The organism is Bacillus cereus group sp. BfR-BA-01492 (genome assembly GCF_022662815.1).
GTDB lineage: Bacteria > Bacillota > Bacilli > Bacillales > Bacillaceae_G > Bacillus_A > Bacillus_A cereus_BD.
Genome location: NZ_JAKUEH010000027.1, coordinates 1 through 26,962 on the forward strand (window position 1 = coordinate 1; position 26,962 = coordinate 26,962).

The following is a 26,962-nucleotide window of genomic DNA, read 5'->3' on the forward strand; positions in this document are numbered from 1 at the left end:
CGGCGGCTAGAACAGTCGGTCATTTCGCTTCTTCCTGCGAGGCAAAGAACGCCTCTACGTCAAAAGCTCCAATGTCCTCCTGTTCTGAGCGAGCCGCCTCGGCTTTTAAATTAAAATACTTGTTCTACTTCGATTACGCCTGGTACTTCTTCTAGTAGTGCGCGTTCGATACCAGCTTTTAATGTGATTGTAGAACTTGGGCAGCTTCCGCATGCACCCATAAGGCGTAGTTTTACGATACCATCTTCAATATCTACTAATTCAACGTCACCGCCATCGCGAAGTAAGAACGGACGTAATTTATCTAATACTTCTAGTACTTGTTCTTGCATGTTTGGATTTTCCATTTTTATCGACTCCTTTCATCCATTTTATTATAATCAAGATACAGGGGAAAATCTATTTTTTCTGTTCTTGTTTTATTGTCGAAATGTGCAATCATGTTTACAATGTGTTTTTTCAGTATAGGGGTATAGTATAAACTTGTAAAGTGATGCGCTTATGTAGTTAAGTCATCTGAATATACTGTTAGAACAGGAAGTTAGGGGGGAAAAGAATGATTCATGTTCAAGTGTATGGTGCAAAAGTGATTTGTGCAAGTTGCGTTGGAATGCCATCTTCAACGGAAACGTTTGAGTGGTTGCAAGCAGCAATTGGTCGTAAGTATGAAGGAAAAGAAGATCAATTTAAATTTGAATACATCGATATTCAAGAAGAGCAAGAAGATGCAGAGAAGCAAGCTTTTGCTAAGCGTGTGATTGAAGAAGATTTATTTTATCCAGTTGTTCTTGTCAATGGAGAAATCGTTGGAGAAGGAAGTCCTCGTTTGAAAGATGTATATGAAGAGATTGAGAAATATTTATAAATTGAAAAGCCTTTGTGAATGCAAAGGTTTTTTTCATAACTATAAAAGGAAAAATATTGAAGGCGGTGTGGGCAATAGATATCGTGAAGCAAGAATTACCAGAAGAAGTAAAAGAGTTAATGGAACAATATGTAAGTAGGCTACAAGAAATCTCGTTAGATGAAGAACTGGTAGGAGTATATGTGTATGGTTCCGTTGCATTAGGGGCATTTTGCTATGAGACAAGTGATATTGATTTTATTACAGTAACAAGCAAAAGGATGGAGGAAGATATGCAATTTCAAATAAAGAAATTGCATAAAACCCTTAGTAAGCATAAGTTTGGAAAACGAATGGATGGTATGTATATTTCTGTCGCTGATTTAGGAAAAGGAAATGAGGATATAGAAGAGTATATGTACTGCGCAAATGGAAAAATAAACATAGGACACTGGGATATAAATGCAGTGACTTGGTGGACGTTGAAGAATCAAGGAATTACTGTTACGGGGCTGGAAGCGAAGGAACTTCCTTTTCACCCGTCATGGAGCGATGTTCAAAGAACGATGAAATATAATGTAGAGAAATATTGGAACGAAAAAGTATCGCGTCCTTATTTATTTCTTAGTGGGGAATGGGTAGAATCAGCTGTTGTGACAATGGGGCGTATAGTTGTCACTCTCGAGCAAAAGAGAATTGTTTCAAAAGATGAAGGGTTGCAATATATGATGAAGTCTTCTTCTGAAAAATGGAAGCCTTTATTCTGGGAGGTTGAACGTATACGGAGGAATGCGGGAGAAAGGCGAATGATTTCCATATGGAGAAGAGCAAAGATGACGCGGCAGTATTTGGTTAGTACGATCGAACTATGTAAAAAGGTGTATACAAATAGTAGGTAGTTTCGTTTCTCTACATACTTTAAGTGATAAATTGAAATCAGCTATTGACAATATGAGAATGATGATATTGATTTTATTAAATTTTTACCCATTCCATGGTTCAAAGTTAAAGATCATTTCTTATGATAAAGAAATGATCTTTTTATATAGCAATAAAAAAATAATGTTAATAGATAAAAATTTATTGTAAAACGATAAAAATATGTTAAAATCAAATTTGCAATCAATAAGAGAGGTGCTGTCTATGAAACGAGAAACATTCTTTTTAAAAATTGCCGTTATTCTTATCGGTATTCCAATTCTTGCTTTATGTATATTTTTAGTACCTAAGATAGGGACTTTTGCAGCAGAATTGTATCCAGATATTGTTTATATGAAATATCTCGTTCTAATTGATTTGTATGCAGCGGCGATTCCTTTTTACTTTGCCCTGTATCAAGCTTTCAAACTTTTGCAATATATTGATAAGAATGAAGCGTTCTCGGAATTATCTGTAAGAGCTTTAAAGAATATAAAGAACTGTGCCATTACAATTAGTAGCTTGTATGTGATAGGTATGCCACTTTTCTATCTCATTGCGGAGAGAGACGATGCCCCTGGCATTATATTAATTGGATTGGTCATTATTTTTACTTCAACGGTTATCGCAGTTTTTGCTGCTGTTCTTCAAAAGCTATTAAAAAATGCCGTAGATATAAAGGCAGAAAATGATTTAACGGTTTGAGGTGAAGAATATGGCAATTATAATCAATATTGATGTGATGCTAGCTAAAAGAAAAATGAGCGTAACAGAACTTTCAGAGAAGGTTGGGATCACAATGGCCAACCTTTCCATATTGAAAAATGGAAAAGCAAAAGCAATTCGATTTTCAACTTTAGAGGCAATTTGCAAAGCATTAGAATGCCAACCTGGAGATATTTTAGAATATAAAATGGAAGAAGATTATGAAAGTAATAGCAATGAATCATGATTTTTAACGAATAGGAGTTGCCGTATTATAAAATCGAAAATATAGATGAATTATAGTCTGGTTTTCAGTAATGAAAACAAAAAAACGCTTGGTAAGATTCAAGCGTTTTTTTGTGCGAATTATATAACTGAAAATCGTGTCATTTTTGTTTTAGGAAGGGGAAGAAGTGTCTTCCTCTTTACGCACTTCAAAAAATTCATTTTTACATAGATATTTAAAGATTCTTTGAGTTACTTTTTCCTCTTGATCTAATAAAAAACGATGATTAAAAGCATAGAAGGATTGTCCTTTAATTAATTTTACATAATACATCACGTAGACCTCCGTTATATACAATTGTAATGAGTTGTTATTATGATATCCATTATTTGGATATCGATACTTAGAGAATTTCACAAAGTTTGTTTAAAATAGGAATGGAAGGAAGGCTTGTTATTACGAGGAGACTATGGCAGTATATAAAAATATAGGAAAGTCTTATATGCCATTCATTTCAATTTTTTAGTAGCTATTCTCACGCAGTTATCCATAAGAAATGAAAAAGAATTCTTGTACAAGAATTGATAATGATAAATTGGAGGAAAGAAAATTATGTCTAATGTACCAAATTGTCCAAAATGTAATTCGGAGTACACATATGAAGATGGGGCTCTTTTTGTATGCCCAGAATGTGCACATGAGTGGAATTTAGAATTAGAGACAGAAGATATAAAAGTTGTAAAAGATGCGAATGGAAATGTTTTGCAAGATGGTGATTCTGTATCTGTTATTAAAGATTTAAAGGTGAAAGGAACTTCATCTGTTATTAAAATTGGTACAAAAGTAAAGAATATCCGTCTTGTTGATGGCGATCATGATATTGACTGTAAAATTGATGGTTTCGGAGCAATGAAATTAAAGTCTCAATTTGTTAAAAAAATATAATTGTGAAGAAAGAAGAAAAACAAGAGCTAAAAACTCTTGTTTTTCTCTTTACCCGTTATGATATTTATACATCCAGAGAATACCGGATTTTAGTAGTCTTGGCACGCGCCCCATTAGCGGCTGATTTGCCAATAAGCCGAAACCGTGTTTTTTACCAAGAGAACCGAGAACTCCTTTTAATTTAATAACAGGTAGCTCGTCAGGAAGTGGTTCATTATTCCAACGTTTCAGCAATATTTGGACAATTTGTTCGCCTTGTCCTTCAGCCAATTGTGCAGAAGGAGCATGTGGAAGTGATGCACAATCACCTACAACATATACATGCTCGTTATTCGGAATATTGTGATATTTTGTTAATATAACCCGTCCGCTACTATCATGTTCGACGGGAAGGTTTCGAACAACTTCATTAGCTTGAATGCCAGCTGTCCATACAATTGCGTCACAAGCAAGTGGTTCGTCATGGTTGTACACAATGTTGGGCTCTACTTTCGTAATATTAGAGTTCCGTATAATGGTAACTTTATGTTTTATGAACCATTTCTCTACGTATCTACTTAATTTCTCTGGAAACGGAAATAAAATGCGTTCTTTTCGATCGAATAAGTAAATTGTTAAATCAGGACGACTTTCGCGGAGTTCACTTGCTACTTCAACGCCGCTTAATCCAGCACCGACAACCGCTACTGTTGCATTTGGTTCTAAGCTGTTTAATTGTTCGTACGTTTTACGTGTTTGTTCAATGGATTGTAGACTGTGTGTATATTCCTTTGCCCCTGGAACATTGTGATATTTGTCTTCACAGCCAAGTCCGATAATTAAATCATCATATTGGATTTCTTCACCGCTATCGAGATGAACGCTTTTGTTTTCAAGATCAACATTCGTTACAGTTCCATATTGAATGTTGAGGCGCGGATGCTCTGGAAACGGAATACGAATATGAGTTTCTGAAATTGTCCCCGCTACTAATGCATAGTATTCTGTCTTAAAACAATGGTATGGTACCTTGTCGATTAATGTCACTTGGACATCATCTGGAAGCTGATTGTTTGGAAGAAGCCGCTGCAGAATTCTCATTCCACCGTAGCCACCACCCAATAACACGAGGTGTTTCATGATGGATTACCCCTTTTCTGTTGAAATATCCCCTAATCATAAAATTGTATATTGAAAAAATATTTTGACTTTACTCATTCAAATTATATCGAATTTGTGAACAAATAACAATGCATGAATGAGCACTCTGTTGTACAATAAGAAGAAAAGTGGGATAAGCTGTTGCTATTTACCAACTGATTTGAAATCAAACAGTATACCCAATCAATGGTTTAGTTCGTGTAATGATTACAACAAGAAATGGTAGCATTTTCTTCTGATAGAATGATTTGAAAAGTTATAGGGGGGGAGTTTGTTGATTAAACCATTAATCGAATTTTGTGTGGGTAACCTTGCGAGCGGCTCACAAGAAGCGTTCGAAAAGCTAGAAAAAGATCCAAACTTAGATGTTATGGAATACGGTTGCCTTGGCTATTGTGGTATTTGTTTTGAGGGACCATTTGCACTTGTAAATGGTGAAGTTGTCCAAGGTACTACAGTAGAAGAACTTGTGAAAAATATATATGACTATTTGGAAGAAAATCCGATGTTTTAAGGTGTTACAGCGATGTAACACCTTTTGTTTTGTCACGTATTTCATAAGGAGTAAAAATTTCTTTGGAAGAAATGCTAACAAAGAATTTGAAGCTATGAGGTGACAAAATGAATATTATTTGGGGAGTAATTGGCATTATCGTTATTCTTCTTATTGGATATTTGCTTTCAAATAACAAACGTGCAATCTCACTGCGTACTATATTTGGTGGACTTGCAATTCAATTATTGTTTGGTTTTATCGTATTAGAGTGGGAATTTGGTCGAAGCGTATTAGAGAAAGTAACGCAGTTTGTTCAAAGAATCATGGATTTTGCAAATGCTGGAATATTATTTTTATTTGGTAATCTAGGAGATCCAACGAAAATGGCTGGATTCGTTTTTGCGTTTCGCGTACTCCCAATTTTAATATTTTTATCTTCGGTTATTGCGATTTTATATTACTTAGGAATTATGCAATGGATGGTTCGAAGTATTGGAGGAGCTTTAGCAAAGCTATTAGGAACAAGTCAATCAGAATCATTATCTGCAGCGGCAAATATTTTTTTAGGACAGACGGAAGCGCCGCTTGTCATTCGTCCGTATATGCCGCATTTAACGAAGTCCGAACTATTTGCTGTAATGGTTGGGGGATTAGCGTCAGTATCAGGCTCAACTCTATTTGGATATGCTGCACTAGGTGTGCCGCTTAAATTTTTGTTAGCAGCAAGCGTAATGGTAGCGCCAGCTGGGCTTATTATGGCAAAATTATTGTTCCCCGAAACGGAAAAGAAAGAAGTGTGCACGATTTCGGAAGAGGAGGAAAAAGAGGATCGTAACAAGCCGACTAACGTAATTGATGCAGCAGCACGCGGAGCAGCTGATGGATTATCACTCGCTTTAAATGTAGGCGCAATGCTAATTGCTTTTATTGCTGTCATTGCTCTTTTAAATGGAATTGTAGGCGGAATCGGCGGTCTTTTCGGTTATCCTCATTTATCATTACAACTTATATTGGGATATATTTTTTCGCCACTTGCGTTTGCTATTGGTGTGCCGTGGACAGAAGCAATTACCGCAGGAGGTTTTATTGGAGAAAAATTAATTTTAAATGAGTTTGTGGCGTTTACGGACTTTGCTACGCAAATGGGGAAGCTGTCAGAGAAAACAACAGCGATGATTACATTTGCATTGTGCGGGTTTGCAAACCTTTCTTCCGTAGCCATTTTACTTGGTGGTCTTGGCGGGATGGCACCGAATCGGCGAGGCGATATTGCTAAATTTGGCTGGAAGTCTATCATAGCTGGTACGTTAGCAAATTTATTGAGCGCTGCAATTGCGGGGATGTTTGCATGAAATAAAAAAGGCCCTTTTAAGAAGGGCTCTTTCTTACACAGCTCGTGTAAGAACGACTTCGATAAGGAAGTCGCCAAAACGTTGTCAAATATGAGAAACGGGGGACATTCATATTGTGTTCCAAAAGCATGCATTTTATACTTAAAACAATAAATTATTTTTGGAGTGAATCAGAATGAGCCAATTTTCTTTTACAAAAATGCATGGTCTTGGAAATAGCTATATATATGTAAATATGTTTGAAGAACATATTCCAGAGGAAGAACTAGCCCTTGTAGCAGAGAAAGTTTCGAACAGAAATATCGGCATTGGGGCTGATGGAATGATTTTAATTTGTCCATCTGAAGTAGCGCCAGTAAAAATGCGTATGTTTAATAATGATGGCTCAGAGGGAAAGAGTTGTGGAAATGGGCTTCGCTGTGTAGCGAAATATGCATACGAGCATAAATTAGTAGAAGAAACGATTTTTACGATTGAAACATTAGCTGGTATTGTAACGGCTGAGGTAACAGTCGAGAACGATATTGTTACACTCGTTAAAATTGATATGGGAGCACCTCGTTTAACACGTGCGGAGTTACCGATGCTTGGGGAAGGAGACACACCGTTTATTCGTGAGGACTTTCTATTTCATAATCAACGGTATGCATTTACAGCAGTTTCTATGGGAAATCCACATGCTGTGATTTTTGTTGATGATGTAGAAAAGGCACCCCTTACAACACTGGGGCCTGTACTTGAGACTCATGAAATGTTTCCAGAACGAGTAAATGTTGAGTTCATTGAAATTTTGAATGAAACAGAGATGAATTTCCGCGTATGGGAACGTGGATCAGGTGTAACGCAAGCATGCGGAACAGGAGCGTGTGCATCTGTTGTAGCAGCAATTTTAAATGAAAAAATGGAGCGCGGTAAAGAAATTACGGTTCATTTAGCTGGCGGTGACTTAATGATTACGTGGACAGAAGAAGGAACTGTAATGATGAAAGGACCAGCAGAAGTGATTTGTCATGGAGTGTATGAGTACAAGATAGAAGCATAAAGATGTATAATAGAATAAGAAAGGAAGGTGGGTTTTATGATTACTGTAACAGAACAAGCAGCATTTCAAATTAAGGATATGTTAAAAGATGCTGAAGATGGAGAAAGATATGTTCGCTTTGCCGTTCATGGTGGTGGATGTAGCGGTCTTTCTTACGGTTTAGGATTTGAAAGAGAACCAAATGAAGACGACACAGTTCTTGAGTTTCACGGTGTTGAATTTGTTATTGATAAAGAAAGTGCTCCGATTGTAAAAGGAGTAAAAATTGATTATAAGCAATCGATGCTTGGCGGTGGATTTACAATTGATAATCCGAACGCAATCGCCTCATGTGGCTGCGGGTCTTCTTTCCGTACAGCGACGAATGCTGGTAAGCCGGAGGAATGTTAATGAATTAGAACCTTCTCATCCAAAAAAGAGAAGGTTCTTTTTGATATCTTACAAAAGTGTAATATTCATGTCACGTTTATGAATTTCTCTTTTTATTATATAAGTTTATGATATTGATATAATAAAAAATGAGGTGAATCACGTGAAACGATATATTGCACTTTTTAGTATTTTAATTGTATTTGCTAGCGTTTTAGTTGGATGTGATTTGAATCGTATGGGAAAAGATACGTACTATGTTCAAATTACAGAGGATGGAAAAGCATATGAAGGAAAAGCTGATAATGGTACAAAATATACAGATTATCAATATAAATTAGCAGGATTTGATGAAGAAGGTAAGGAAAAAACAATGGAATTTACTGCGCAGAAAAATCTTCGCAAAGAAGCATTTCTTCGCATATATTACTCCGATAAAAAAGGGGTAACAGCTTGGGAGGAAGTACAGAAGGATGAGCTTCCTGCAAAAGTGAAAGAAAAATTAGGTGTAAAATAATAAAGAAGGAGTTGGCCTTTTCGGTCAACTCCTTTTTTCGTGTGCAAATTCTTCTTCTGAAATAACTGTAAATCCATATCGTCGAAAGAGTGCTGTTGTAACGCCATATCCATCTTGTTTCTTTCCATTAAATTCTCCTGTATAAATGATAGAACTACCGCAAGAAGGACTGCGCTCTTTTAAAATGATGTACGCAGGGTTTAAATCTTTTATTGTTTCTAAAGCTTTATAAGCGCCTTGTATAAAAGCATCTGTCACATCGTTTCCATTTTGATCTCGCACTCTTGCCTTTCCATCTAGCACGTCATCTCCATTGCCACCAATGATTTCCGCTGGTGGGCGCGGGGTAGGTAATCCGCCTAGTACTTCTGGACAGACAAGAACGGTGTCTTCTTTTTTTAACAAATCATCTATTTTAGAAACAAGATGATCCTTGCCGTCGTAACGGCAAGCGATACCAGCTAAACAAGCACTAATTACAATCATGTTTTTCTACCTCAGTTCTTAAAAGGATAAATGCTTAGTGTACTATACACCGAAATATACATGACCCTTTGTTCATCAATCAAATTTTCGTACAACAGGAACGCGAATGGCAACGAATAATACAAAGAGAATGACCGCAATCGCACCGCTTTTCATAATGGTTACGATTGGAATGCCGGCAGCGAGTGCAAGGGATGTAAGGGCATAAGAAATTGGAATGAATCCCATTGATGACAGCATGAGTAAGCTCATCACGCGCCCCATCATTTCTTCTTTAACAGTAGATTGAATCATTGCCATTAAAGGAACAATCGCCATAGCAATCGTAATTCCATAAAATGCGCCAGCTAATAATGCTTGCCATAGTGTTGTACTAAAGTTAATCGATAAGAAGAATACGCCAGATAACAGCATCATGATAATACAAAATAGCCCCCGTCTTCGGCTAATATTTTTTAGGCCAACGATAATGGCTCCAATTGCCATTCCGCCTCCAACGGATGCTTCTAAATAACTAAATTGAAGAGAATCGCCGTGCAATACATTTTTGATAAACAGTGGAAATCCAACTTGCATAGGGCCGATTAAAAATAAATTTAAAAAGGCGCTACAAATTAGGAATGTGGACAGAAATGGCGATTTTCTTACATATAAAATTCCTTCTTTAATAGATGTAAACATTCCTTTATTTGAATTTGATTCTTCTTGCACAGTAGATTGTATTTTTTGGACAAGTATAGCGGCTATAATAAGTAAAAGAATTGTAATGGTAAAAATCGTTTCATAGTTACTAAATTTAATTAGGATGCCACCGAGTACAGGTCCTAAAATAACGGATGCTTGGTTTGTCATCTGGGTTAGTGAGTTTGCTTGTGTTAAGCGCTGCTTTTCAACAAGTTCAGGTAAAATGGATCCGTCTGCGGACCAGAAAAAAGCATCTGCCAGACCAAAGAATAAAGCGAAGAAAGCAAATGTATATAAGGTTACGTCACCGATGACAAACCAAGTTAAGATTGTTGCTACAATAATCGCGCGAACGATATTGGAGTAAAACATAATATTTTTTTTCGGGAATTTGTCTGCCACAGCTCCTCCCACAATCATAAAGATCAGTCTTGGGACGCTAAGTGCAACAAAGACAACACCGAGGGAAGCTTCGAGATTTAATGTTTTCGCGATGTACCATGTTTGAGAAAAGGTAAAAAAGGCTAATGCAAAACTTGAAAAAAGAGTAGCTGCCCAGAGGAAAAGGAAATTTGTATTTTTTAATAATGGCTTCCCATTTTCATCTAAAACAGACTTATTTCGTTGTAATTCCTCCATATTGCATCCTTTCTATGTCACAAATTTGAAGCAGTATAAAATTTCTATTAACATTTGTTTTAACCGCTATGTTTCGGGAATAAACCTAAAAAGTAAAATAAACGAAGAAAATATCCTCTTATGAAAAAGTAATCCTTTATGGGAATATTCTTGTATGTAGTTTTGAATATTTTCATACTACACTTTTTCATTGTAGACAATAATAACAGATTTGCCCAGTATATTTTTAAAGATAAGAAGGAGAAAAACCATCAGATATACTCTCATTATGAGGTGTCTGATGGTTCTCCTTTCAAGATTTCAGCACTTGAATTCCCTTTACAATATTCCAAATAAAGAAGTATATGCTAATGATTCCACAAATTCCTACAATGATAATCGCACCGATGCCAAGGGTTATATCAGGTTGATTAGAACCAATTCCTAACATACCGACTATAATCATTCCTAAAAAAGCTGCAATCCCTGGGATAATATGAGTCCAAAGCGCTTTTTTTGCATGAATCTTCGTTTCGTTTTCACCAATGATCCAAATAATGATCGGGAATAGAATGGGAGCAAAGAAAACGCTCCAATACGAAAGCGCAGCTAATATTTTATTTCCATTCATTTGTCTCACCTCGTAAATGTATGTGGTTGTAATAGCTTTAGTATGTGAAAAATGATGAAAAGTAATATGTATTTTCCTTGCAACCTTATACGAGGGAAAAATATGGAAGGTAATAATTATATCAATGTGAAGATGATAAGCCCAAAAGTGATGACCATTACAATCATCCCTTTTAATTTGGTTTTCTGCCACAATTGGATAGAAAGTACCATTCCTCCAACTAAAACAAAAGGAATGGCAATTTGTTCTAGGACAAAAATTGTTAAGAACCGGCCGATAGCACCGAGATAGATTACGAGGAGGAAGAAGCCGAGAGAGAAAATCCATTTTGCTGATATAAATGTAGTTCGTACGTCTTTTTTATCTTCTTGATTCATTTTGAAATAGCCTACCATAGTTAGTAAGAAAGGCAAAACCCATAATAAGAAGAAAGTAACGGCTTTATCAATTGTGATGCCCATATGAATCGCTCCTATTCTACAACAAAGTGTGGGAATTCCATCGATTTATGAGATGAGGATGGAGCACAAGGAGGAAAAGAGAAAAAGAAAGATGTTTCTTAAGGCATTTAACATTCACAGCGGTTGAGAGCTTTTGAATGGAATACGGTACTTTCTTGTTAAAAGACATCTTCTTATGAAAAAATATATTGCTCCTCTTTCATCCAATAAATAAATAAATAAATATAAGTTGCTCGGTGTGATTATTTCATCCCCTGCATAAATAATCCAATCTGTTTTATTTCAAACAATATGTGCTCGATATATTTCCGTTTGAACTTCCATATGATCTCTCTCCCATCCCAATTTGAGTGATTATATAAATTATACTTTATGCATGTATGCTGGACGTTAAAAATAAAATATGTTGTTAAAAAAAAACAAAATTTTTTGAATGATATCTGTATGTAATAAAAAAGAGGTGCGATTTCTACACGAGAAATTGTACCTCTTTTTTATTTATAAGTTAAAACATACTAGAGCTATGCATTGGTTGTAATTTTGCACTTGGGTCAAAGTAAGCTTTTGCATTATTTACTGCTGTTGGCGCTTCACCAAAACCACATGCAATTAGTTTTACTTTTCCTTCATATGTACAAACATCTCCCGCTGCATAAATACCCGGAATATTTGTTTCCATTTTCGAATTTACAACGATGCTGTTTTTTTGAATGTTTAAGCCCCAGTTTTTAATGGGACCAAGAGAAGAGACGAAACCATAGTTTACGATGACATCATCAACATCAATGACGACTTTTTCTTCTGTTTTGACATGTTGCAGAACAACTTGTTCAATCTGATCTTCACCGATTAGTTCTACTGGAACATAAGGTGTTTTTATATCGACGCGAGAGTTCATTAAGTTTTCTACACTATGTTCATGAGCGCGGAATTTATCACGACGATGAATAATTGTTACTTGCTTAGCGATTGGTTCTAACATTAATGTCCAGTCTACTGCAGAGTCACCACCGCCAAATACAACAACGCGTTTTCTGGAAAATTTATTCATGTCATCAACGAAATAGTGTAAGTTTTTCTTTTCAAATTTCTGTGCACCATCTAATTCTAAGCGGCGTGGTTGGAAAGCACCGTTACCCGCTGTAATAATGACAGATTTAGAGTAGTGTGTTTGTTTATTTGTTACAAGTTTAAACACGCCATCAGCTTGTTTTTCAAGAGTTTCCACTGCTTCTTCTAAGCAAATGGTAGGATCAAATTTTTTCATTTGTTCTTTTAAATTATCCACTAATTCTTGAGCACGTACTTTTGGGAATCCTGCAACGTCATAAATATATTTTTCAGGGTATAGTGCGGACAATTGTCCTCCAAGTTGCGGTAAGCTTTCAATAATTTTTACACTTGCTTGTCTCATCCCGCCATAAAACGCTGTAAATAGTCCAGTTGGACCACCACCAATAATTGTTATGTCGTACACGTTTTGATTTTCTGTCACTATTTATTCCCCCTATAGATGGAATTTTGATATTGATTCCATATATTGTTCATATGTATACGGAAATCCTGCAAAGGATTGCAAGTTAACATAAATGATAGCATATTTTTGTTCATAATACGTAAGAAAGCGGCTGAATTGTTTGTAAGCTTCTGCATAGATTGAGTAGAAATGTATAAAATATACAAACAGGAAAATACATGAAAAAGAGGGGGAGAAACCCTTGAAAACGCTATGTTATTTTAAAATATTGATAATTCTCTAGGTGCTTGAATTCCGAAATAAAACCGAATAATATAGGAAAGTATTATGTTAATTTTTTATGACAAGTTTCGTACGAATTTTTGAATACGTTTTGTTATGAATGAGAATGTGATAAATTCCACATTCTTGACAAATTGGGTGTTTATCATTAGTGCGATTATATAAAAGAAAAGGGTTGTGATTCAGTGAAAACTCCAAAAATCGTAGTTTTAGGTGCAGGTTATGGTGGGATGATTACGACTGTTCGCCTACAAAAAACATTATCTGTAAGTGAAGCTGAAATTACGCTAGTAAATAACAACAGCTATCACTACCAAGCAACTTGGTTACACGAAAGTGCAGCTGGTACATTACATCATGATAAAGTCCGTCTAGATATTCAAGATGTTATTGATACAAATAAAGTAAACTTTGTGCAAGATGCAGTTGTAGAAATTAAAGCGGCTGAAAAACGTGTGATTTTAAAAAATAGCGAGTTAGAATATGATTATTTAGTAATCGGTCTAGGTTTCGAGTCTGAAACATTTGGTATTAAAGGGTTAAAAGAGCATGCATTCTCGATTACTAACATTAATACCACTCGTCAAATTCGTGAGCATATGGAATATAAATTCGCTCAATATGCGACTGAAAAACGTGATGAATTAGTAACAATCGTTGTAGGTGGCGCAGGGTTCACAGGCATCGAGTATGTAGGTGAACTCGCTAATCGAATTCCTGAACTGTGCAAAGAATATGATGTTCCACGTGAAAAAGTACGTATCATCTGTGTAGAAGCTGCTCCAACAGCACTTCCTGGTTTTGATCCAGAATTAGTTGAATACGCTGTAAAACAGCTAGAGAAAAAGGGCGTAGAATTCCGCATCGGTACAGCAATTAAAGAAGCAACTGAAGAAGGTATTCTTGTTGCAAATGGTGATGATGTAGAATTAATTAAATCTGAAACTGTTGTTTGGGCTGCAGGTGTTCGTGGTAATGGTATTGTAGAAGAGTCTGGTTTTGAAGCGATGCGCGGTCGTGTAAAGGTCGATGAATTTATGCGCGCTCCAGGTCAAGAAAATGTATTCATGGTTGGTGACGCAGCATTAATCATCAATGAAGAAATTAACCGTCCATACCCACCGACAGCACAGATTGCAATTCAACAAGGTTACAACATTGCCCACAATTTATCTGTAATAATTCGTGGAAAAGGCGAAATGAAAAAGTTCGTATTTGATAATAAAGGATCTGTATGTTCATTAGGACATGACGATGCAATGGGTGTTGTGATGGGAAAAAAATTAACGGGCTGGAAAGCTTCTTTCATGAAAAAAGTAATTGATAACCGTTACTTATTCCTACTTGGTGGACCTTTATTAGTTCTGAAAAAAGGGAAATTGAAGTTCTTTTAATATATAGTAGAAAAAGCAGAAACGGCTAGCCGTTTCTGCTTTTTTACTACCATTTCAATTTGCATCTAGCGTATAAGTAGAATTTCTTTTTGAGCGAAAAGCAACAAAAAACCAAATGATATTTGTGATGATTAATGCCATGCAAACGATGATGACTCCTAAGAAAGAGGAGGCATGATAGTCATTTGTATGTATGATTATATATACGACTGCAAGTATTGCAAGATTGATGAATATTCCCATGCCGCAAAGAATAGCCATGATGAATCGCATTGCACGTATTCCTGCTATATAAAGAAGTAGAGGTACGCTATAAAATAGTAAAATCGTGCCGATGGATTTCCACATGCCTAAAGAGTTAAACTTATTTGCATTTGGTCCAAAATCAGCAAGTGGCGAAAGAGAAGGAACCACTAGGACAGAGCAGAAGAAGAAAGCAGAAACGAGTGTTACAAATATAATACTGGACTTTTTTGATTGATTTCTCATTTATTTTTTTACTCCTTTTCCAAATGAATAGGTGTGATGTAGTATGCAAGGAAGAATTTTTGAGGGGATTCAAGATCTTTCCTCAGGAAATTACTTCTCTATATTAACATTAAATCAAATATATGGAAAATATAAATAAGAAAAGGAAGACTTATATTATTCTCACTGAAAAATATAGTATAATAAATAGAAAAGAAAGAATATTCTGTTCGTTTAAATGGAAGGGGTTTTACATCATGGAGAAGCGTGGGAAAGTTTGGTTAGCTGTAAGCGGACTAGTAGTGACAAATGATGGAAGATGGCTATTTGTTAAGAAAAAATATAGTGGATTAAAAGGGAAATGGTCATTACCAGCGGGTTTTGTCAATGAAGGAGAAACGATTGATGAAGCTGTGAAACGAGAAGTTTTAGAAGAGACAGGTATTACGGCACATGTGAAAGGTGTAATTGGTATTCGTTCCGGTGTTATTCATGATGAAATTAGTGATAATATGATTATTTTTCTATTAGAACCGGAAGGAGAAGAGATTACGGTTCAAGAAGAAGAATTGTCGGAAGTGGCATTTTTACATCCGAAAGATATCGCATATGATCAAAATACTTCCCTATTAATTCAATATTTATTAGAGGGAAATACAGGACCAATTCTTGAGATGGATACGACACTTAATCCAGGAAAGCAATTTAGATATACAGCGTATCATGTGTTTACGGCGGGGAGAAGGGGGATGGAGAACAATTGAGTATACCAGTACTACTTATTTCAATGATGTTGTTTTTTATTTTGTTTTTTGGAATTGGATTTTTACTTAACATGATTTTACGTGCTACGTGGGTGATGGTGATGATTTATCCAATCATTTGCATACTCATCGTTAATAAAGCAAGTATTTGGGACTATTTTTCAAAGCCATCAGAAACATTTTCTTCATTTGGGACAAGTGTATCTCATCTTGGACAAGCGGACTTATTTATTTTATCAACAGGATTAATAGGAGCAATTTTGGCTGGTATTGTAATTAAGAAGCTCCGAAAAAGTGGATATCAAATGTTCTAATCTCCAATTTGTTTGGAGATTTTTTTGCATATTTCTTTATCGTATAGGGAATGACTAACGATGAAGGAGTGTGGAATATAAAAATGTTAAAACGATATGCTATTCGCATTATGATGACTTGTTTATTTGTGACAGCGTTATGTGTAACATGGAAAGCATTCACAGGAATTTCTTTTATAGACATTGTCAAAACATATCAAGAAAGCAATGTAAAAGAAGTGCATGCGGCAGAAAGAAAAGAGCAAGTTGTTCCAAGTAAAGAAGTAATAAATGCTTTAGAGCAGGCAAATGACTGGTCTAAATATCGTATGATGGAAGTAACGGCAACTGGATATACGTCAGGTGCTGAATCAACAGGAAAAAGCCCTGAACACCCAGAGTATGGAATTACATATTCAGGGGTCAAAGTGAAAAGGGATTTATATTCTACAATCGCAGCAGATTTACGAGTATTTCCTATTGGAACAATTTTATTTATTCCGGGTTATGGATACGGCGTTGTAGCGGATAAAGGTGGCGCTATAAAGGGAAATAAGCTGGATTTATATTATGAAACTGTTCAAGATGTATATAGCCAGTGGGGAAAGAAAAAGGTAAATGTATATGTTGTAAAAATGGGAAATGGTAAATTAACGGAAGATGAGTTAACGATGTTGAATCAAGATGAAACGATGCAAGTATTTCGTGGTCAATATTTGAAACAGAGATAGTCTAGTGAAATGAACACTAGACTTTTTTCTTTGTCCTGTTTCACAATATAAGAAAACGAGGTGGAAAAGTGAAGAAGTATCCTTTAGCGTATTACGGGTTTTTTGTGAAATATAACGAAGGAGATTATTATACATGTCATGATTTGTTAGAAGAAATGTGGTTGGAAGAGCGAAGTAATCTGTTTCTTAAAGGATTATTACAAATGGTAGTTGCTCAGTATCATTATAGCTACGGAAATGTAAAAGGAGCACGTTTGATGATGGAAGTGGCAGAGCAATATTTACTGCCATACCGACCAGTTCATTGGGATTTAGATGTAGATGAGGTAATAGCGTATATTCAGAAGTGCAGAGGGATTATACCTGAAAGAATAGACCAGGTTCCCTATGCAAAAATACACGAATTACCTTTATTACCAGAATTCATTGTATATATGAAGTGAAAGAGAAGTTAGAATTATCGCATTTCCGGAAAAATACAGTTATAATAAAAAGTAGAGAAACGAAGGGGGTCTGAATATGTTTCAAGTACAAACTGAATTAGCAAGCCATGAAGCAGTCATTGTTGCTTTATTTGAAGAAGAAACGAGCCGTTTTGTCCAAGAATTAGACAAGGCATTTGAGGGACAATTGCAAGGTTTATTAGACGAAAAAGAACTGAGTACAAAGAAGAAAGCTATTTCAAAAGTACATAGCTTAGGGAAAACAAATGTAAAACGTTACTACTTTGTTGGCCTTGGAAAAAAAGAAGCATATACAACCGAAACATTACGCGCTTCACTTAGTAAAACATTTAAAACATTACAAGCGGAAAAGATACAAGACGCTGCGATCTTGCTTGACTCATTTGTCACAGAGAAGTTAGATGCAATTGATGTGGCACATATTGCAGCTGAAGTATATTGCCTTGGTACATACGGATTACAAACATATAAAACAGATAAAAAAGAGCATGTAGAATTAGAAAAACTTGTTGTTATTACAGCTGAGGATGCAAAAGAAATTGAAGCAGCTTTAACAGTTGGATATGTTCATGGACGTGCTACAAATTCAGCTCGTACGCTTGTAAATATGCCTCCGAACATGTTAACAGCAACAAAATTGGCAGAATATGCAGTGGAATTAGCTGAAAAATATGATATGGATTATAAAGTGTTAGAGAAAGAGGAAATGGAAGAATTGGGTATGGGTGCTTTACTTGCGGTTAACCAAGGCTCTACAGAACCACCAAAAATGATTGCCCTTATTTATAAGGGAAAAGAAGAGTGGACAGATGTAATTGGATTGATTGGAAAAGGAATTACATATGATACAGGTGGTTACTCTTTAAAACCACGCGATGGCATGGTTGGCATGAAGGGTGATATGGGTGGTGCGGCAGCAGTTCTTGGTGCAATGGAAGTAATCGGAGAACTTCGCCCTGAACAAAATGTAATTGCTGTTATTCCATCAACAGACAATGTAGTGAGTGGAACTGCATTTAAACCAGATGATGTTATCACATCTATGAGCGGGAAAACGATTGAAGTATTAAATACAGATGCAGAAGGTCGCCTCGCATTAGCTGATGGAATTACGTATGCGAAGAAGCTAGGTGCAAACTATCTTGTTGATGTGGCAACATTAACAGGAGGGGTTATCGTTGCGCTAGGAAACTATACAACAGGTGCAATGACAAATAATGAAACATTATTTGAACAAGTATTAGAAGCGTCAATGGAAACAGATGAACCAATTTGGCAATTACCGATTTTCGAACGTGATAAAGAGCGCGTTCGTAACAGTAAATTTGCAGATTTAAACAACTCACCAGGCCGTGAAGGACATGCGGTAATGGCCGGCACATTTCTTGGTGAATTTGCGGAAGACACACCGTGGGTACATTTAGATATCGCTGGAACTTCTGATACAACGAGTACACATGATTTAGGGCCGGCAGGAGCAACAGGTGTAATGGTTCGTACACTTGCAACACTTGTTGAACGGTTTGGAGAAGAATAAGAAGTTTAGAAGGGTAGTCGAAATGGCTACCCTTTTTATCTCGCTATTTTAGGATCAGCACGATTGGTGAGGGCTCATAATCAGTGGTGGGTGAAGAAACACCTTCCACTGATTCACGTTTTACTTACTATAAAGAAATTGTATACAAAGAGCCGTTTAATGCAAAAGATGTCCGGCCTGTTTCTTCCGACGCGACTAATACGAGAGCATCGCTTTCTTCTGACAAACCAATTGCTGCTCGGTGACGTGTTCCAAGCTTAGGGTCAACTTCTAAACTTTTTGTTAGAGGGAGAATATTAGCTGCTGATACAATATGATCGTCTTTAATAAGAACGGCTCCGTCATGAAGTGGGTTCCCAGGATAAAAAATGGATTCAAGTAGTGGAACAGTTAAAAAAGCATTTAGTTTCGTTCCCGTTTGAATAAGGGAAGTAAGAGAATCATTCCTTTCGACAACAATTAATGCTCCATGTTTTCGCTCACCTAAATGTTGGATGGCTGTTGTGATAGGAGCATAACTTGATGTAAATGGTGATAAATAAGCTTTTAAATAGTAAGAAGCTGCAATCGTTTGAACGTTACTTAGTAAATGATGAATTTCTTCCATTCTGCATAGAACGCACTCACCATCTTCATCAATGGTTCGCTTCATGCTCGCTAATTCTAATTCTACAATTTCAATCATTTGTTTTGTTTCTATTTTCAATTCTTCAGATAATCCCCATTCTTTCATATGCCTCACCTTTTTTTTGAAGTATATAACATTAGTGTATACAAATTATAAAAGTAAAATCCTGTTAGATTTTAAAATGTATTGAGATAATTGCCGTTTTTTTCATATAATAAAGTTATGACAAGCGAGAGGAGATAAGAGGATGGATTGGAAAAAAGAGTATAGCCGTTGGCTTTCTTATGCAAACTTAGATGCAGAATTAAAACAGCAGCTAGAAGATATGAAACAAGATGAGAAGAAAATGGAAGATAGCTTCTATAAAAATTTAGAATTCGGTACCGGTGGTATGCGCGGTGAACTGGGTGCTGGTACGAATCGTTTAAATGTATATACTGTTCGAAAAGCGACAAAAGGACTTGCACATTTTATTGAGAATTTAGGTGAAGAAGCAAAGAAACGCGGCGTAGTTGTTGCGTATGATTCTCGTCATAAATCACCTGAATTTGCAATGGAAGTAGCTGCAACATTAGGGGCGCATAGCATTACAACATATGTATTCGAAAGTTTACGTCCAACACCAGTACTTTCTTTCGCAGTACGTCATTTACATACAATAAGTGGAATCGTTCTTACAGCGAGTCATAATCCACCTGAATATAACGGATATAAAGTATATGGAGAAGATGGTGGGCAATTGCCACCAAAAGAAGCGGATGAGTTAATTCGTTATGTAAATCAAGTGGAAGATGAATTGACGGTAGAAGTTGCGAATGTAGAGCAATTAAAAGCGGATGGATTATTACATATCATCGGAAAAGAAGTGGATGATGCATATGTAGAGCAGTTAAAAACAGTTATCATAAATAAAGAAATGGTTGAGAAAGTTGGGAAAGATTTAAAAATCGTCTTTACACCACTGCATGGAACATCTAACATTCCGGTACGCCAAGGGTTAGAAGCAGTTGGGTTTACAGATGTAACAGTTGTAAAAGAGCAGGAGTTACCAGATCCAAACTTTTCTACAGTTAAATCACCAAATCCAGAGGAACATGCTGCATTTGAACTGGCAATTCGTGATGGTGAAAAAGTAGGAGCGGACGTATTAATTGCAACGGATCCAGACGCGGACCGCCTAGGTGTAGCTGTTCGCAATCATAACGGTGAATTCCAAGTATTAACAGGAAACCAAACAGGCGCGTTAATGCTTGATTATTTATTATCACAAAAGGAACAAAATGGCACCCTTCCAAAGAACGGTGTTGTACTAAAAACAATTGTAACCTCTGAAATTGGGCGTACAATCGCGAAAGCTTACGGCTTAGATACAGTTGATACATTAACTGGGTTTAAATTTATTGGTGAGAAAATTAAACAATATGAAGAGAGTGAACAATATGAGTTCCAATTCGGTTATGAGGAAAGCTATGGATATTTAATCCGTCCGTTTTGTCGTGATAAAGACGCAGTACAATCTGTCCTATTTGCATGTGAAGTAGCAGCATACTACAAATCACAAGGAAAAACATTGTATGATGGATTACTAGAAATATTTGAGAAGTATGGTTTCTTCCGTGAAGATCTTGTGTCTTTAACGTTAAAAGGAAAAGATGGAGCGGAGAAAATTCAAGAGATGATGACAGCATTCCGTGAAAATCCACCAAAAGAAGTGGCTGGTTTAACAGTAAAAGCAGTAGAAGATTATAAGGCAAGTACGATTACATCTCTAATAGATGGAAGTCAAGAAGAAATTCAATTGCCAAAATCTAATGTGCTAAAATATCAACTAGCAGATGGTTCTTGGTTCTGTTTACGCCCGTCTGGCACAGAGCCAAAGATTAAGTTTTATTTTGGTGTGAAAGCTGATTCTTTACAAAATAGTGAACAAAAGTTACTGACTATTAAAGAAGATGTGATGAATCGTTTATAATGAAACGAGTCCATGATGTTTATTAAAGGAGAGAAAAGGGGAGAGTGACCTCCTCTTTTCTTGTATGTAAAAATGAGATATGTAAGCAGAATGGATATGGTATACTGTCTGTAACTTTGCAATTATGAATGTCAGAGTAATCACTTTCGTGTATAAGTAAGGAAATATAGTACAAGGATTAGAAAAGAGGGTATTTGTTATGAAAAAAGTAAGAAAAGCGATTATCCCAGCAGCAGGCTTAGGAACACGCTTTTTACCAGCGACAAAAGCAATGCCAAAAGAGATGCTTCCAATTGTAGATAAACCAACGATTCAATATATTGTCGAAGAAGCGGTAGCCTCTGGAATTGAGGATATTATTATTGTTACGGGTAAAGGAAAGCGCTCTATCGAAGATCATTTCGATAATGCATTTGAATTAGAGCAAAACTTATTGGAAAAGAAAAAATATGAATTGCTTGAGAAAGTACAGGCTTCTTCTAAAATGGTAGACATTCATTATATCCGTCAAAAAGAACCAAAAGGATTAGGGCATGCTGTTTGGTGTGCACGGAAATTTATTGGTGACGAACCATTTGCGGTGTTATTAGGCGATGATATTGTACAAGCTGAGACACCATGTTTACGTCAATTAATAGATGAATATGATAAAACACTTTCTTCTGTTATTGGTGTACAAACGGTTCCAGAAGAAGAAACGCATCGTTATGGAATTATTGATCCATTAGAACAAGAAGGACGTCGTTACCAAGTTCGCAACTTTGTTGAGAAACCAGCGAAAGGTACAGCACCTTCCAATTTAGCAATTATGGGACGTTACATTTTAACACCAGAAATTTTTATGTTCTTAGAAGAACAACATATTGGTGCTGGTGGTGAAATTCAACTCACGGATGCTATTCAAAAATTAAATGAAATTCAGCGCGTATTTGCTTATGACTTTGAAGGGAAGCGTTACGATGTTGGAGAAAAATTAGGATTTGTTCAAACGACAATTGAAATGGCGCTTCAGCATGATGAACTGCGTGAAGATCTTTTAAAACTTATGAAGAAGATTGTTGAAGAACAAACAAATCAAGAAGCATAAAAAAAGGGCTACATGAAGTAGCTCTTTTTTTATCCCGCTATTTTAGGGAAGCCCGATTGGTGAGGGCTCATAATCAGTGGGGGATGAAGAAAATCCCCACTGATTAAAGTTTCACTTTATGAGGATTGTGTGGAATGAGAATGTTGATAAGCAGAACGACGAACTGCGTAGTATATACGAGGTGCGATAACAGCGCCGATTACCGTAAAGATAAAGTCTTTTAAAGCAAACCACATCATAATCATCCAAGCTGCTTTATAGCTCATGTTTCCGCCCATCCACAAGTTTACGATTACATACATATAAGTTGTACCAATTATATAAGTTAAAATAATGCCAGCAAAAGCTGAGATTGCAAATGTACCGAATTTTGGATTGTCTCTTTGTTCCACAAGCTTTCCAGATATGTAAGCAACCATAATAAATGCAATAATAAATCCACCTGTAGGGTCTAAAAGCGCTCCCAAGCCCGCTTTAAAATTTGCAAAAATCGGTGCACCAGCAACTCCGACAAGCATATAAATTGTCATAGACAAGGCGCCAAGTCTACTACCAAGAAGAAGTCCTGCTAAAATTGCAAAAAATGGTTGCATCGTCAATGGGACCCCAGCTACCTGTAAAAATGGTGCCCATGACACAATATTTGCACCAATCGCCATAAGTGCAACGAACATCGCAGATAGTGCTAAATCTAAAGGACGTAATTTTCTCATAATGTTAACCCCTTTTGTTCGATAGTTAACATTATCGTATAGACGTATTTATTTCTTGTCAAGTAAAACATTTTGATAATAAGGCTTCAAGGAGTTTTGAAGCAATGTGTATGAAATACGAAATTGCGGGATTCCGCTTGAATATGGTGCGATTTCATATAACGGAAAATAAACAGTAAGATAGTCTGGTTCTAAAAAGTAATGGAATTTCTTTGTGCTAATCACTTTTTCAGCTGCATCTGGAAAATAGATGCTTTCATTTTGTTTGATTTGCCTTACAATTTCTGTACGAATGATGTCTTGATACGCGCTATTTTTTTTGAATAAATCATCTAAGCGTAATAGTTTCTTTTTATTTAAATCAAATGTATTTGCTTTCCATGTATATAATCCATGTGCACCGCCTGTATATTGATAATAATTGACATATAAGCTTAGTAACGGTAGTTTGTTTAATGTGATTTTATAGTCAACATTTGCAACATAAGGATGAAAAGAAGATTCTGTATTCTTTGTTTCTTCATAGTATTTTTTCGCTTCTTTTGTTACTCTTTTTTTAAAGCGGTTAGCAGAGTTTTTATAATATGTATTTAATTTATTTTGAAATGTTAAATCTGAGAAGTGATGAAAAAAAGGTCTGCTTATTTGATATTCTATATAAGGCTTCTTCCCTTTTTGTGTAATTGTTGTAATTTCAATTGGCGTGTTAGAAGCTTTTGCTGCATTTGTACAATTTGGTACAATAGTGAGCAAGGAGAATACAATCGTTAGTAGAAAACATATCTTTTTCATAAAATAAACCCTCCCTATATAAGTGTTATGGATAGTTTGAAAGTAAATAGGGAAAATTATACATTTTTAAAATGTCATAGAGGAGGAATAAAAATGTCAAAAACATTAATGGATGCACTGGGGATTGAATTATTAGAAATGACAGAAGATAAAGTAGTTGCTACGATGCCAGTAGATGGACGCACACATCAGCCATTCGGCTTTTTGCATGGCGGTGCATCAGTTGCTTTAGCAGAAACAGTAGCGAGCGTAGGTGCTTATAACTTAATTGATCAAGAAAAATGTATTTGCTTTGGACTGGAAATCAATGCAAACCATATTCGTTCTAAACGTGATGGAATTGTAACAGCAATCGGAACACCAATCCATAAAGGACAAACAACGATGGTTTGGGACGTACGCATTATTGATGAAAATGATGATTTAATTTGCATTTCTAGATGTACAGTCGCAATTAAAGAAAAGCGTGAAAAATAAACGAGATTTCCTAGTTGTAGTTAGTGATTCTATATAAAGTGAAATGACTCAAAGTTTTTATGAAGAAATTCTTTTCCGTGGATATGCTTTAGGAACATTGCTTCGTTCTACAAATGTGTATGTAGCGATTTTATTAAAGCCGCTAGTCTTTTCTGCTTTACATTTTAATTCACCCGATTATTCTGGATTCCTAGTATTTCTCATAGCATATTTTGCAGGTATATTCTTTTTCATTTTAACTGTAGCCTATAATAATTTATGGGTTGCCGCTGGGGGACATTTTATCTGGAATTACACGATGGCGATTTTCGGAGATGGTGGTAAGGGCATGTTATTTGATACCTATTATGCTAACAAGGATATCAACCTTTGATTATCCTCTCATTTATCGTATATAAAAATCGAGTCATAAAAATGAATAATGAAATCAAAAGAAAAAAACAGCTTACTTAAGAAAACGATCTCCTTACCACATGTACAGTTTAATAAAAAGATGATTTCGGTATTGTAACTGTACCTTTTGTAATATTCATTACAGATATAAAACAGCCATTCTTTCATGGAATATCCATGAAAGAATGGCTGTTTTTAACGAAAATTATATATACGTAACTTTAACTTGATGGTTATGTGCCCTAGGGCAGCTTCTTCTTATTAGAATTGGATTTTCTTCTCTAAGAAGCTTTTCAGTTCACTAATTGGCATACGAACTTGTTCCATTGTATCGCGGTCACGTACTGTTACAGCTTTGTCTTCAACTGAATCGAAGTCATATGTGATACAGAATGGTGTACCGATTTCATCTTGGCGACGGTAACGTTTACCGATTGAACCTGTTTCATCATAATCTACCATGAAGTCTTTTGCTAGTTCTGCAAATACTTCTCTAGCACCTTCAGATAGTTTTTTCGATAATGGTAAGATAGCCGCTTTATATGGTGCTAAAGCAGGATGGAAACGAAGAACTGTACGAGAATCATTTTCTAATTGTTCTTCTTCGTATGCATCGCATAAAAATGCTAATGTTACGCGATCTGCGCCAAGAGATGGTTCGATGCAGTATGGTACGTAACGTTCGTTCGTTTGTGGATCGATATAGTTAAAGTCTTCACTAGAATGTTCCATGTGACGTTTTAAGTCGAAGTCTGTACGAGATGCAACGCCCCAAAGTTCGCCCCAACCAAATGGGAATTTAAATTCAATATCAGTTGTTGCATTACTGTAGTGAGATAATTCTTCTTCACCGTGATCGCGAAGGCGCATGCTTTCTTCGTTCATACCAAGTGATAGTAACCAGTTTTTGCAAGTTTCGCGCCAGAATGTGAACCACTCTAATTCTTCACCTGGTTTACAGAAGAATTCAAGTTCCATTTGTTCAAATTCACGTGTACGGAATGTGAAGTTACCAGGTGTAATTTCATTACGGAAACTTTTACCGATTTGACCGATACCAAATGGAAGTTTTTTACGCATAGAACGTTGTACATTTTTAAAGTTAACGAAAATACCTTGTGCTGTCTCAGGACGAAGGAAGATTTCGTTTGTACTAGATTCTGTAACACCTTGGAATGTTTTAAACATTAAGTTGAATTGACGGATTTCTGTGAACTCTTGGCTGCCGCAGTCTGGACATTTTACTTCGTGTTCTTTCATTAAGTCAGCCATTTGTTCGAAAGTAAGACCGTCAACAATCATTTCGATACCTTTTGCATCTAAAGCATCTTCAATTAATTTGTCAGCGCGATGACGAGCTTTACATTTTTTACAATCGATCATTGGGTCGTTAAAGTTACCAACATGACCAGAAGCTACCCAAGTTTTTGGGTTCATTAAGATTGCTGCGTCTAAACCGACGTTGTATGGAGATTCTTGAATAAATTTTTTCCACCAAGCTTTTTTTACATTATTTTTTAGTTCGATACCAAGTGGACCGTAATCCCAAGTATTTGCAAGGCCACCGTAAATTTCAGAACCAGGAAAAACAAAACCGCGATGTTTCGCTAAGTTTACAACTTGTTCCATTGAATACATATGAAAATCCTCCTTTTAAAAGTTAACGTATTGGCGATGATAGAGTGTACTTGTGAAATGGATTTTCTTGAACGAGCCGCTTGCGCTTTTAAGGTATCCAGCTCCAGCGGCTAGAATGTTCGGTGGCTTCGCTTCTTCCGCCGAGGCAAAGAACGCCTCTATGTCAGAAGCTCCATCCTCCTCACATTCTGAACGAGCCGCTTGCGCTTTTAAGGTATCCAGCTCCAGCGGCTAGAACAGTCGGTCATTTCACTCCTTCCTGCGAGGCAAAGGGCGCCTCTACGTCAGGAGTTCCAATGTCCTCCTGTTCTGAACGAGCCGCTTGCGCTTTTAAGGTATCCAGCTCCAGCGGCTAGAACAGTCGGTCATTTCACTCCTTCCTGCGAGGCAAAGGGCGCCTCTACGTCAGGAGTTCCAA

33 protein-coding genes are annotated in these 26,962 nt (G+C 36.3%); 20 read left to right on the top strand and 13 right to left on the bottom strand.

Going from position 1 to position 26,962, the window contains the following annotated elements; genetic code table 11:
• Positions 1-110: 110 nt before the first annotated feature.
• Positions 111-347 carry a NifU family protein gene (locus MR063_RS20315; protein WP_012096008.1) on the bottom strand — a complete coding sequence of 79 codons (237 nt, stop codon included), beginning with the start codon at positions 345-347 and terminating at the stop codon, positions 111-113.
• A gap of 209 nt (positions 348-556) precedes the next feature.
• Between MR063_RS20315 and MR063_RS20320 the strand changes: the two genes are divergently transcribed.
• From MR063_RS20320 to MR063_RS20335, 4 genes are all read left to right on the top strand, one after another.
• Complete coding sequence (locus MR063_RS20320; protein ID WP_242201079.1) at positions 557-865, top strand: YuzD family protein; 309 nt, start codon at positions 557-559, stop codon at positions 863-865.
• Positions 866-984: 119 nt separating this feature from the next.
• The gene (locus MR063_RS20325; protein ID WP_242201124.1) at positions 985-1,743 is read left to right on the top strand and encodes a nucleotidyltransferase family protein; all 759 of its coding nucleotides are present in this window, start codon (positions 985-987) and stop codon (positions 1,741-1,743) included.
• Positions 1,744-1,987: 244 nt separating this feature from the next.
• Complete coding sequence (locus tag MR063_RS20330; RefSeq protein WP_242201081.1) at positions 1,988-2,467, top strand: DUF2975 domain-containing protein; 480 nt, start codon at positions 1,988-1,990, stop codon at positions 2,465-2,467.
• A 10-nt stretch (positions 2,468-2,477) separates the two neighbouring features.
• Positions 2,478-2,714, top strand: a complete 237-nt coding sequence (locus tag MR063_RS20335; protein ID WP_242201083.1) for a helix-turn-helix domain-containing protein — start codon at positions 2,478-2,480, stop codon at positions 2,712-2,714.
• Positions 2,715-2,864: 150 nt separating this feature from the next.
• Here MR063_RS20335 and MR063_RS20340 read toward each other — a convergent pair whose 3' ends face one another.
• Entirely contained in the window at positions 2,865-3,026 is a 162-nt protein-coding gene (locus MR063_RS20340; RefSeq protein ID WP_242144042.1) for a YqbF domain-containing protein, read from the bottom strand.
• A 279-nt stretch (positions 3,027-3,305) separates the two neighbouring features.
• Here MR063_RS20340 and MR063_RS20345 point away from each other — a divergent pair, with 279 nt between their 5' ends.
• Positions 3,306-3,638 carry a zinc ribbon domain-containing protein YjdM gene (locus MR063_RS20345; RefSeq protein ID WP_242144043.1) on the top strand — a complete coding sequence of 111 codons (333 nt, stop codon included), beginning with the start codon at positions 3,306-3,308 and terminating at the stop codon, positions 3,636-3,638.
• Positions 3,639-3,686: 48 nt separating this feature from the next.
• Here MR063_RS20345 and MR063_RS20350 read toward each other — a convergent pair whose 3' ends face one another.
• Positions 3,687-4,757 (bottom strand): NAD(P)/FAD-dependent oxidoreductase, encoded by a 1,071-nt coding sequence (locus MR063_RS20350; protein ID WP_242201084.1) that lies wholly within the window; start codon positions 4,755-4,757, stop codon positions 3,687-3,689.
• 292 nt (positions 4,758-5,049) lie between these two features.
• Here MR063_RS20350 and MR063_RS20355 point away from each other — a divergent pair, with 292 nt between their 5' ends.
• From MR063_RS20355 to MR063_RS20375, 5 genes are all read left to right on the top strand, one after another.
• Positions 5,050-5,292 carry a YuzB family protein gene (locus tag MR063_RS20355; RefSeq protein WP_242144045.1) on the top strand — a complete coding sequence of 81 codons (243 nt, stop codon included), beginning with the start codon at positions 5,050-5,052 and terminating at the stop codon, positions 5,290-5,292.
• A 107-nt stretch (positions 5,293-5,399) separates the two neighbouring features.
• Positions 5,400-6,626 carry a NupC/NupG family nucleoside CNT transporter gene (locus MR063_RS20360; protein WP_242201085.1) on the top strand — a complete coding sequence of 409 codons (1,227 nt, stop codon included), beginning with the start codon at positions 5,400-5,402 and terminating at the stop codon, positions 6,624-6,626.
• A 175-nt stretch (positions 6,627-6,801) separates the two neighbouring features.
• Positions 6,802-7,668, top strand: a complete 867-nt coding sequence (dapF, locus tag MR063_RS20365) for a diaminopimelate epimerase (RefSeq protein WP_242201086.1) — start codon at positions 6,802-6,804, stop codon at positions 7,666-7,668.
• Positions 7,669-7,704: 36 nt separating this feature from the next.
• The gene (locus MR063_RS20370; protein WP_242201087.1) at positions 7,705-8,058 is read left to right on the top strand and encodes a HesB/IscA family protein; all 354 of its coding nucleotides are present in this window, start codon (positions 7,705-7,707) and stop codon (positions 8,056-8,058) included.
• 142 nt (positions 8,059-8,200) lie between these two features.
• Entirely contained in the window at positions 8,201-8,554 is a 354-nt protein-coding gene (locus MR063_RS20375; protein WP_242201088.1) for a YxeA family protein, read from the top strand.
• A 24-nt stretch (positions 8,555-8,578) separates the two neighbouring features.
• Here the strand turns inward: MR063_RS20375 and MR063_RS20380 are convergent, their stop codons facing one another.
• The 5 genes from MR063_RS20380 to MR063_RS20400 form a co-directional block, all read right to left on the bottom strand.
• Positions 8,579-9,040: a 2-thiouracil desulfurase family protein gene (locus MR063_RS20380; RefSeq protein ID WP_242201091.1), complete on the bottom strand. Its 462-nt coding sequence runs from the start codon at positions 9,038-9,040 to the stop codon at positions 8,579-8,581.
• Positions 9,041-9,115: 75 nt separating this feature from the next.
• Positions 9,116-10,363, bottom strand: a complete 1,248-nt coding sequence (locus MR063_RS20385) for an MFS transporter (protein WP_242201094.1) — start codon at positions 10,361-10,363, stop codon at positions 9,116-9,118.
• A gap of 292 nt (positions 10,364-10,655) precedes the next feature.
• On the bottom strand, positions 10,656-10,973 hold the full coding sequence (locus tag MR063_RS20390) for a magnetosome magnetite crystal formation protein family (RefSeq protein ID WP_242201097.1): 318 nt from the start codon (positions 10,971-10,973) through the stop codon (positions 10,656-10,658).
• A gap of 116 nt (positions 10,974-11,089) precedes the next feature.
• Positions 11,090-11,434 carry a hypothetical protein gene (locus MR063_RS20395; RefSeq protein WP_242201098.1) on the bottom strand — a complete coding sequence of 115 codons (345 nt, stop codon included), beginning with the start codon at positions 11,432-11,434 and terminating at the stop codon, positions 11,090-11,092.
• Between the two features lie 505 nt (positions 11,435-11,939).
• Positions 11,940-12,929 (bottom strand): NAD(P)/FAD-dependent oxidoreductase, encoded by a 990-nt coding sequence (locus tag MR063_RS20400; RefSeq protein WP_242201100.1) that lies wholly within the window; start codon positions 12,927-12,929, stop codon positions 11,940-11,942.
• Between the two features lie 449 nt (positions 12,930-13,378).
• Here MR063_RS20400 and MR063_RS20405 point away from each other — a divergent pair, with 449 nt between their 5' ends.
• Complete coding sequence (locus MR063_RS20405; RefSeq protein ID WP_242201102.1) at positions 13,379-14,587, top strand: NAD(P)/FAD-dependent oxidoreductase; 1,209 nt, start codon at positions 13,379-13,381, stop codon at positions 14,585-14,587.
• A gap of 54 nt (positions 14,588-14,641) precedes the next feature.
• On the opposite strand, the gene MR063_RS20410 is transcribed toward MR063_RS20405, so the two are convergent.
• Positions 14,642-15,076: a DUF5391 family protein gene (locus MR063_RS20410; RefSeq protein WP_242201104.1), complete on the bottom strand. Its 435-nt coding sequence runs from the start codon at positions 15,074-15,076 to the stop codon at positions 14,642-14,644.
• A gap of 236 nt (positions 15,077-15,312) precedes the next feature.
• On the opposite strand from MR063_RS20410, the gene MR063_RS20415 reads away from it, so the two are divergent.
• The 5 genes from MR063_RS20415 to MR063_RS20435 all read left to right on the top strand — a co-directional run bounded on the left by MR063_RS20415 (position 15,313) and on the right by MR063_RS20435 (position 18,844).
• Entirely contained in the window at positions 15,313-15,819 is a 507-nt protein-coding gene (locus MR063_RS20415) for an NUDIX hydrolase (RefSeq protein ID WP_242201106.1), read from the top strand.
• Positions 15,816-16,133: a YuiB family protein gene (locus MR063_RS20420; RefSeq protein WP_242144058.1), complete on the top strand. Its 318-nt coding sequence runs from the start codon at positions 15,816-15,818 to the stop codon at positions 16,131-16,133. Before MR063_RS20415 ends, MR063_RS20420 begins: the two co-directional genes overlap by 4 nt.
• An 83-nt stretch (positions 16,134-16,216) precedes the next feature.
• Positions 16,217-16,843 carry a 3D domain-containing protein gene (locus MR063_RS20425; RefSeq protein WP_242144097.1) on the top strand — a complete coding sequence of 209 codons (627 nt, stop codon included), beginning with the start codon at positions 16,217-16,219 and terminating at the stop codon, positions 16,841-16,843.
• A gap of 68 nt (positions 16,844-16,911) precedes the next feature.
• A complete protein-coding gene (locus tag MR063_RS20430) occupies positions 16,912-17,286 on the top strand; it encodes a DUF309 domain-containing protein (protein WP_242201108.1) in 375 nt (124 codons plus the stop codon).
• Between the two features lie 76 nt (positions 17,287-17,362).
• Complete coding sequence (locus MR063_RS20435; protein ID WP_242201110.1) at positions 17,363-18,844, top strand: leucyl aminopeptidase; 1,482 nt, start codon at positions 17,363-17,365, stop codon at positions 18,842-18,844.
• Between the two features lie 127 nt (positions 18,845-18,971).
• Here the strand turns inward: MR063_RS20435 and cdaS are convergent, their stop codons facing one another.
• A complete protein-coding gene (cdaS, locus tag MR063_RS20440) occupies positions 18,972-19,577 on the bottom strand; it encodes a sporulation-specific diadenylate cyclase CdaS (protein WP_242201112.1) in 606 nt (201 codons plus the stop codon).
• Positions 19,578-19,719: 142 nt separating this feature from the next.
• On the opposite strand from cdaS, the gene MR063_RS20445 reads away from it, so the two are divergent.
• Positions 19,720-21,444 (top strand): phospho-sugar mutase, encoded by a 1,725-nt coding sequence (locus MR063_RS20445; RefSeq protein ID WP_242201114.1) that lies wholly within the window; start codon positions 19,720-19,722, stop codon positions 21,442-21,444.
• Between the two features lie 199 nt (positions 21,445-21,643).
• On the top strand, positions 21,644-22,531 hold the full coding sequence (gene galU, locus MR063_RS20450) for a UTP--glucose-1-phosphate uridylyltransferase GalU (RefSeq protein ID WP_242201115.1): 888 nt from the start codon (positions 21,644-21,646) through the stop codon (positions 22,529-22,531).
• Positions 22,532-22,647: 116 nt separating this feature from the next.
• Here galU and MR063_RS20455 read toward each other — a convergent pair whose 3' ends face one another.
• Positions 22,648-23,244 (bottom strand): biotin transporter BioY, encoded by a 597-nt coding sequence (locus MR063_RS20455; RefSeq protein WP_242201117.1) that lies wholly within the window; start codon positions 23,242-23,244, stop codon positions 22,648-22,650.
• Between the two features lie 48 nt (positions 23,245-23,292).
• Positions 23,293-24,036 (bottom strand): DUF3298 and DUF4163 domain-containing protein, encoded by a 744-nt coding sequence (locus tag MR063_RS20460; protein WP_242201119.1) that lies wholly within the window; start codon positions 24,034-24,036, stop codon positions 23,293-23,295.
• Positions 24,037-24,129: 93 nt separating this feature from the next.
• Between MR063_RS20460 and MR063_RS20465 the strand changes: the two genes are divergently transcribed.
• Entirely contained in the window at positions 24,130-24,513 is a 384-nt protein-coding gene (locus MR063_RS20465; RefSeq protein WP_242201120.1) for a hotdog fold thioesterase, read from the top strand.
• Positions 24,514-24,556: 43 nt separating this feature from the next.
• Positions 24,557-24,886 (top strand): CPBP family intramembrane glutamic endopeptidase, encoded by a 330-nt coding sequence (locus MR063_RS20470; RefSeq protein WP_242201122.1) that lies wholly within the window; start codon positions 24,557-24,559, stop codon positions 24,884-24,886.
• Between the two features lie 281 nt (positions 24,887-25,167).
• On the opposite strand, the gene MR063_RS20475 is transcribed toward MR063_RS20470, so the two are convergent.
• Positions 25,168-26,544 carry a glycine--tRNA ligase gene (locus MR063_RS20475; protein WP_242144068.1) on the bottom strand — a complete coding sequence of 459 codons (1,377 nt, stop codon included), beginning with the start codon at positions 26,542-26,544 and terminating at the stop codon, positions 25,168-25,170.
• Between the last annotated feature and the right edge of the window lie 418 nt (positions 26,545-26,962).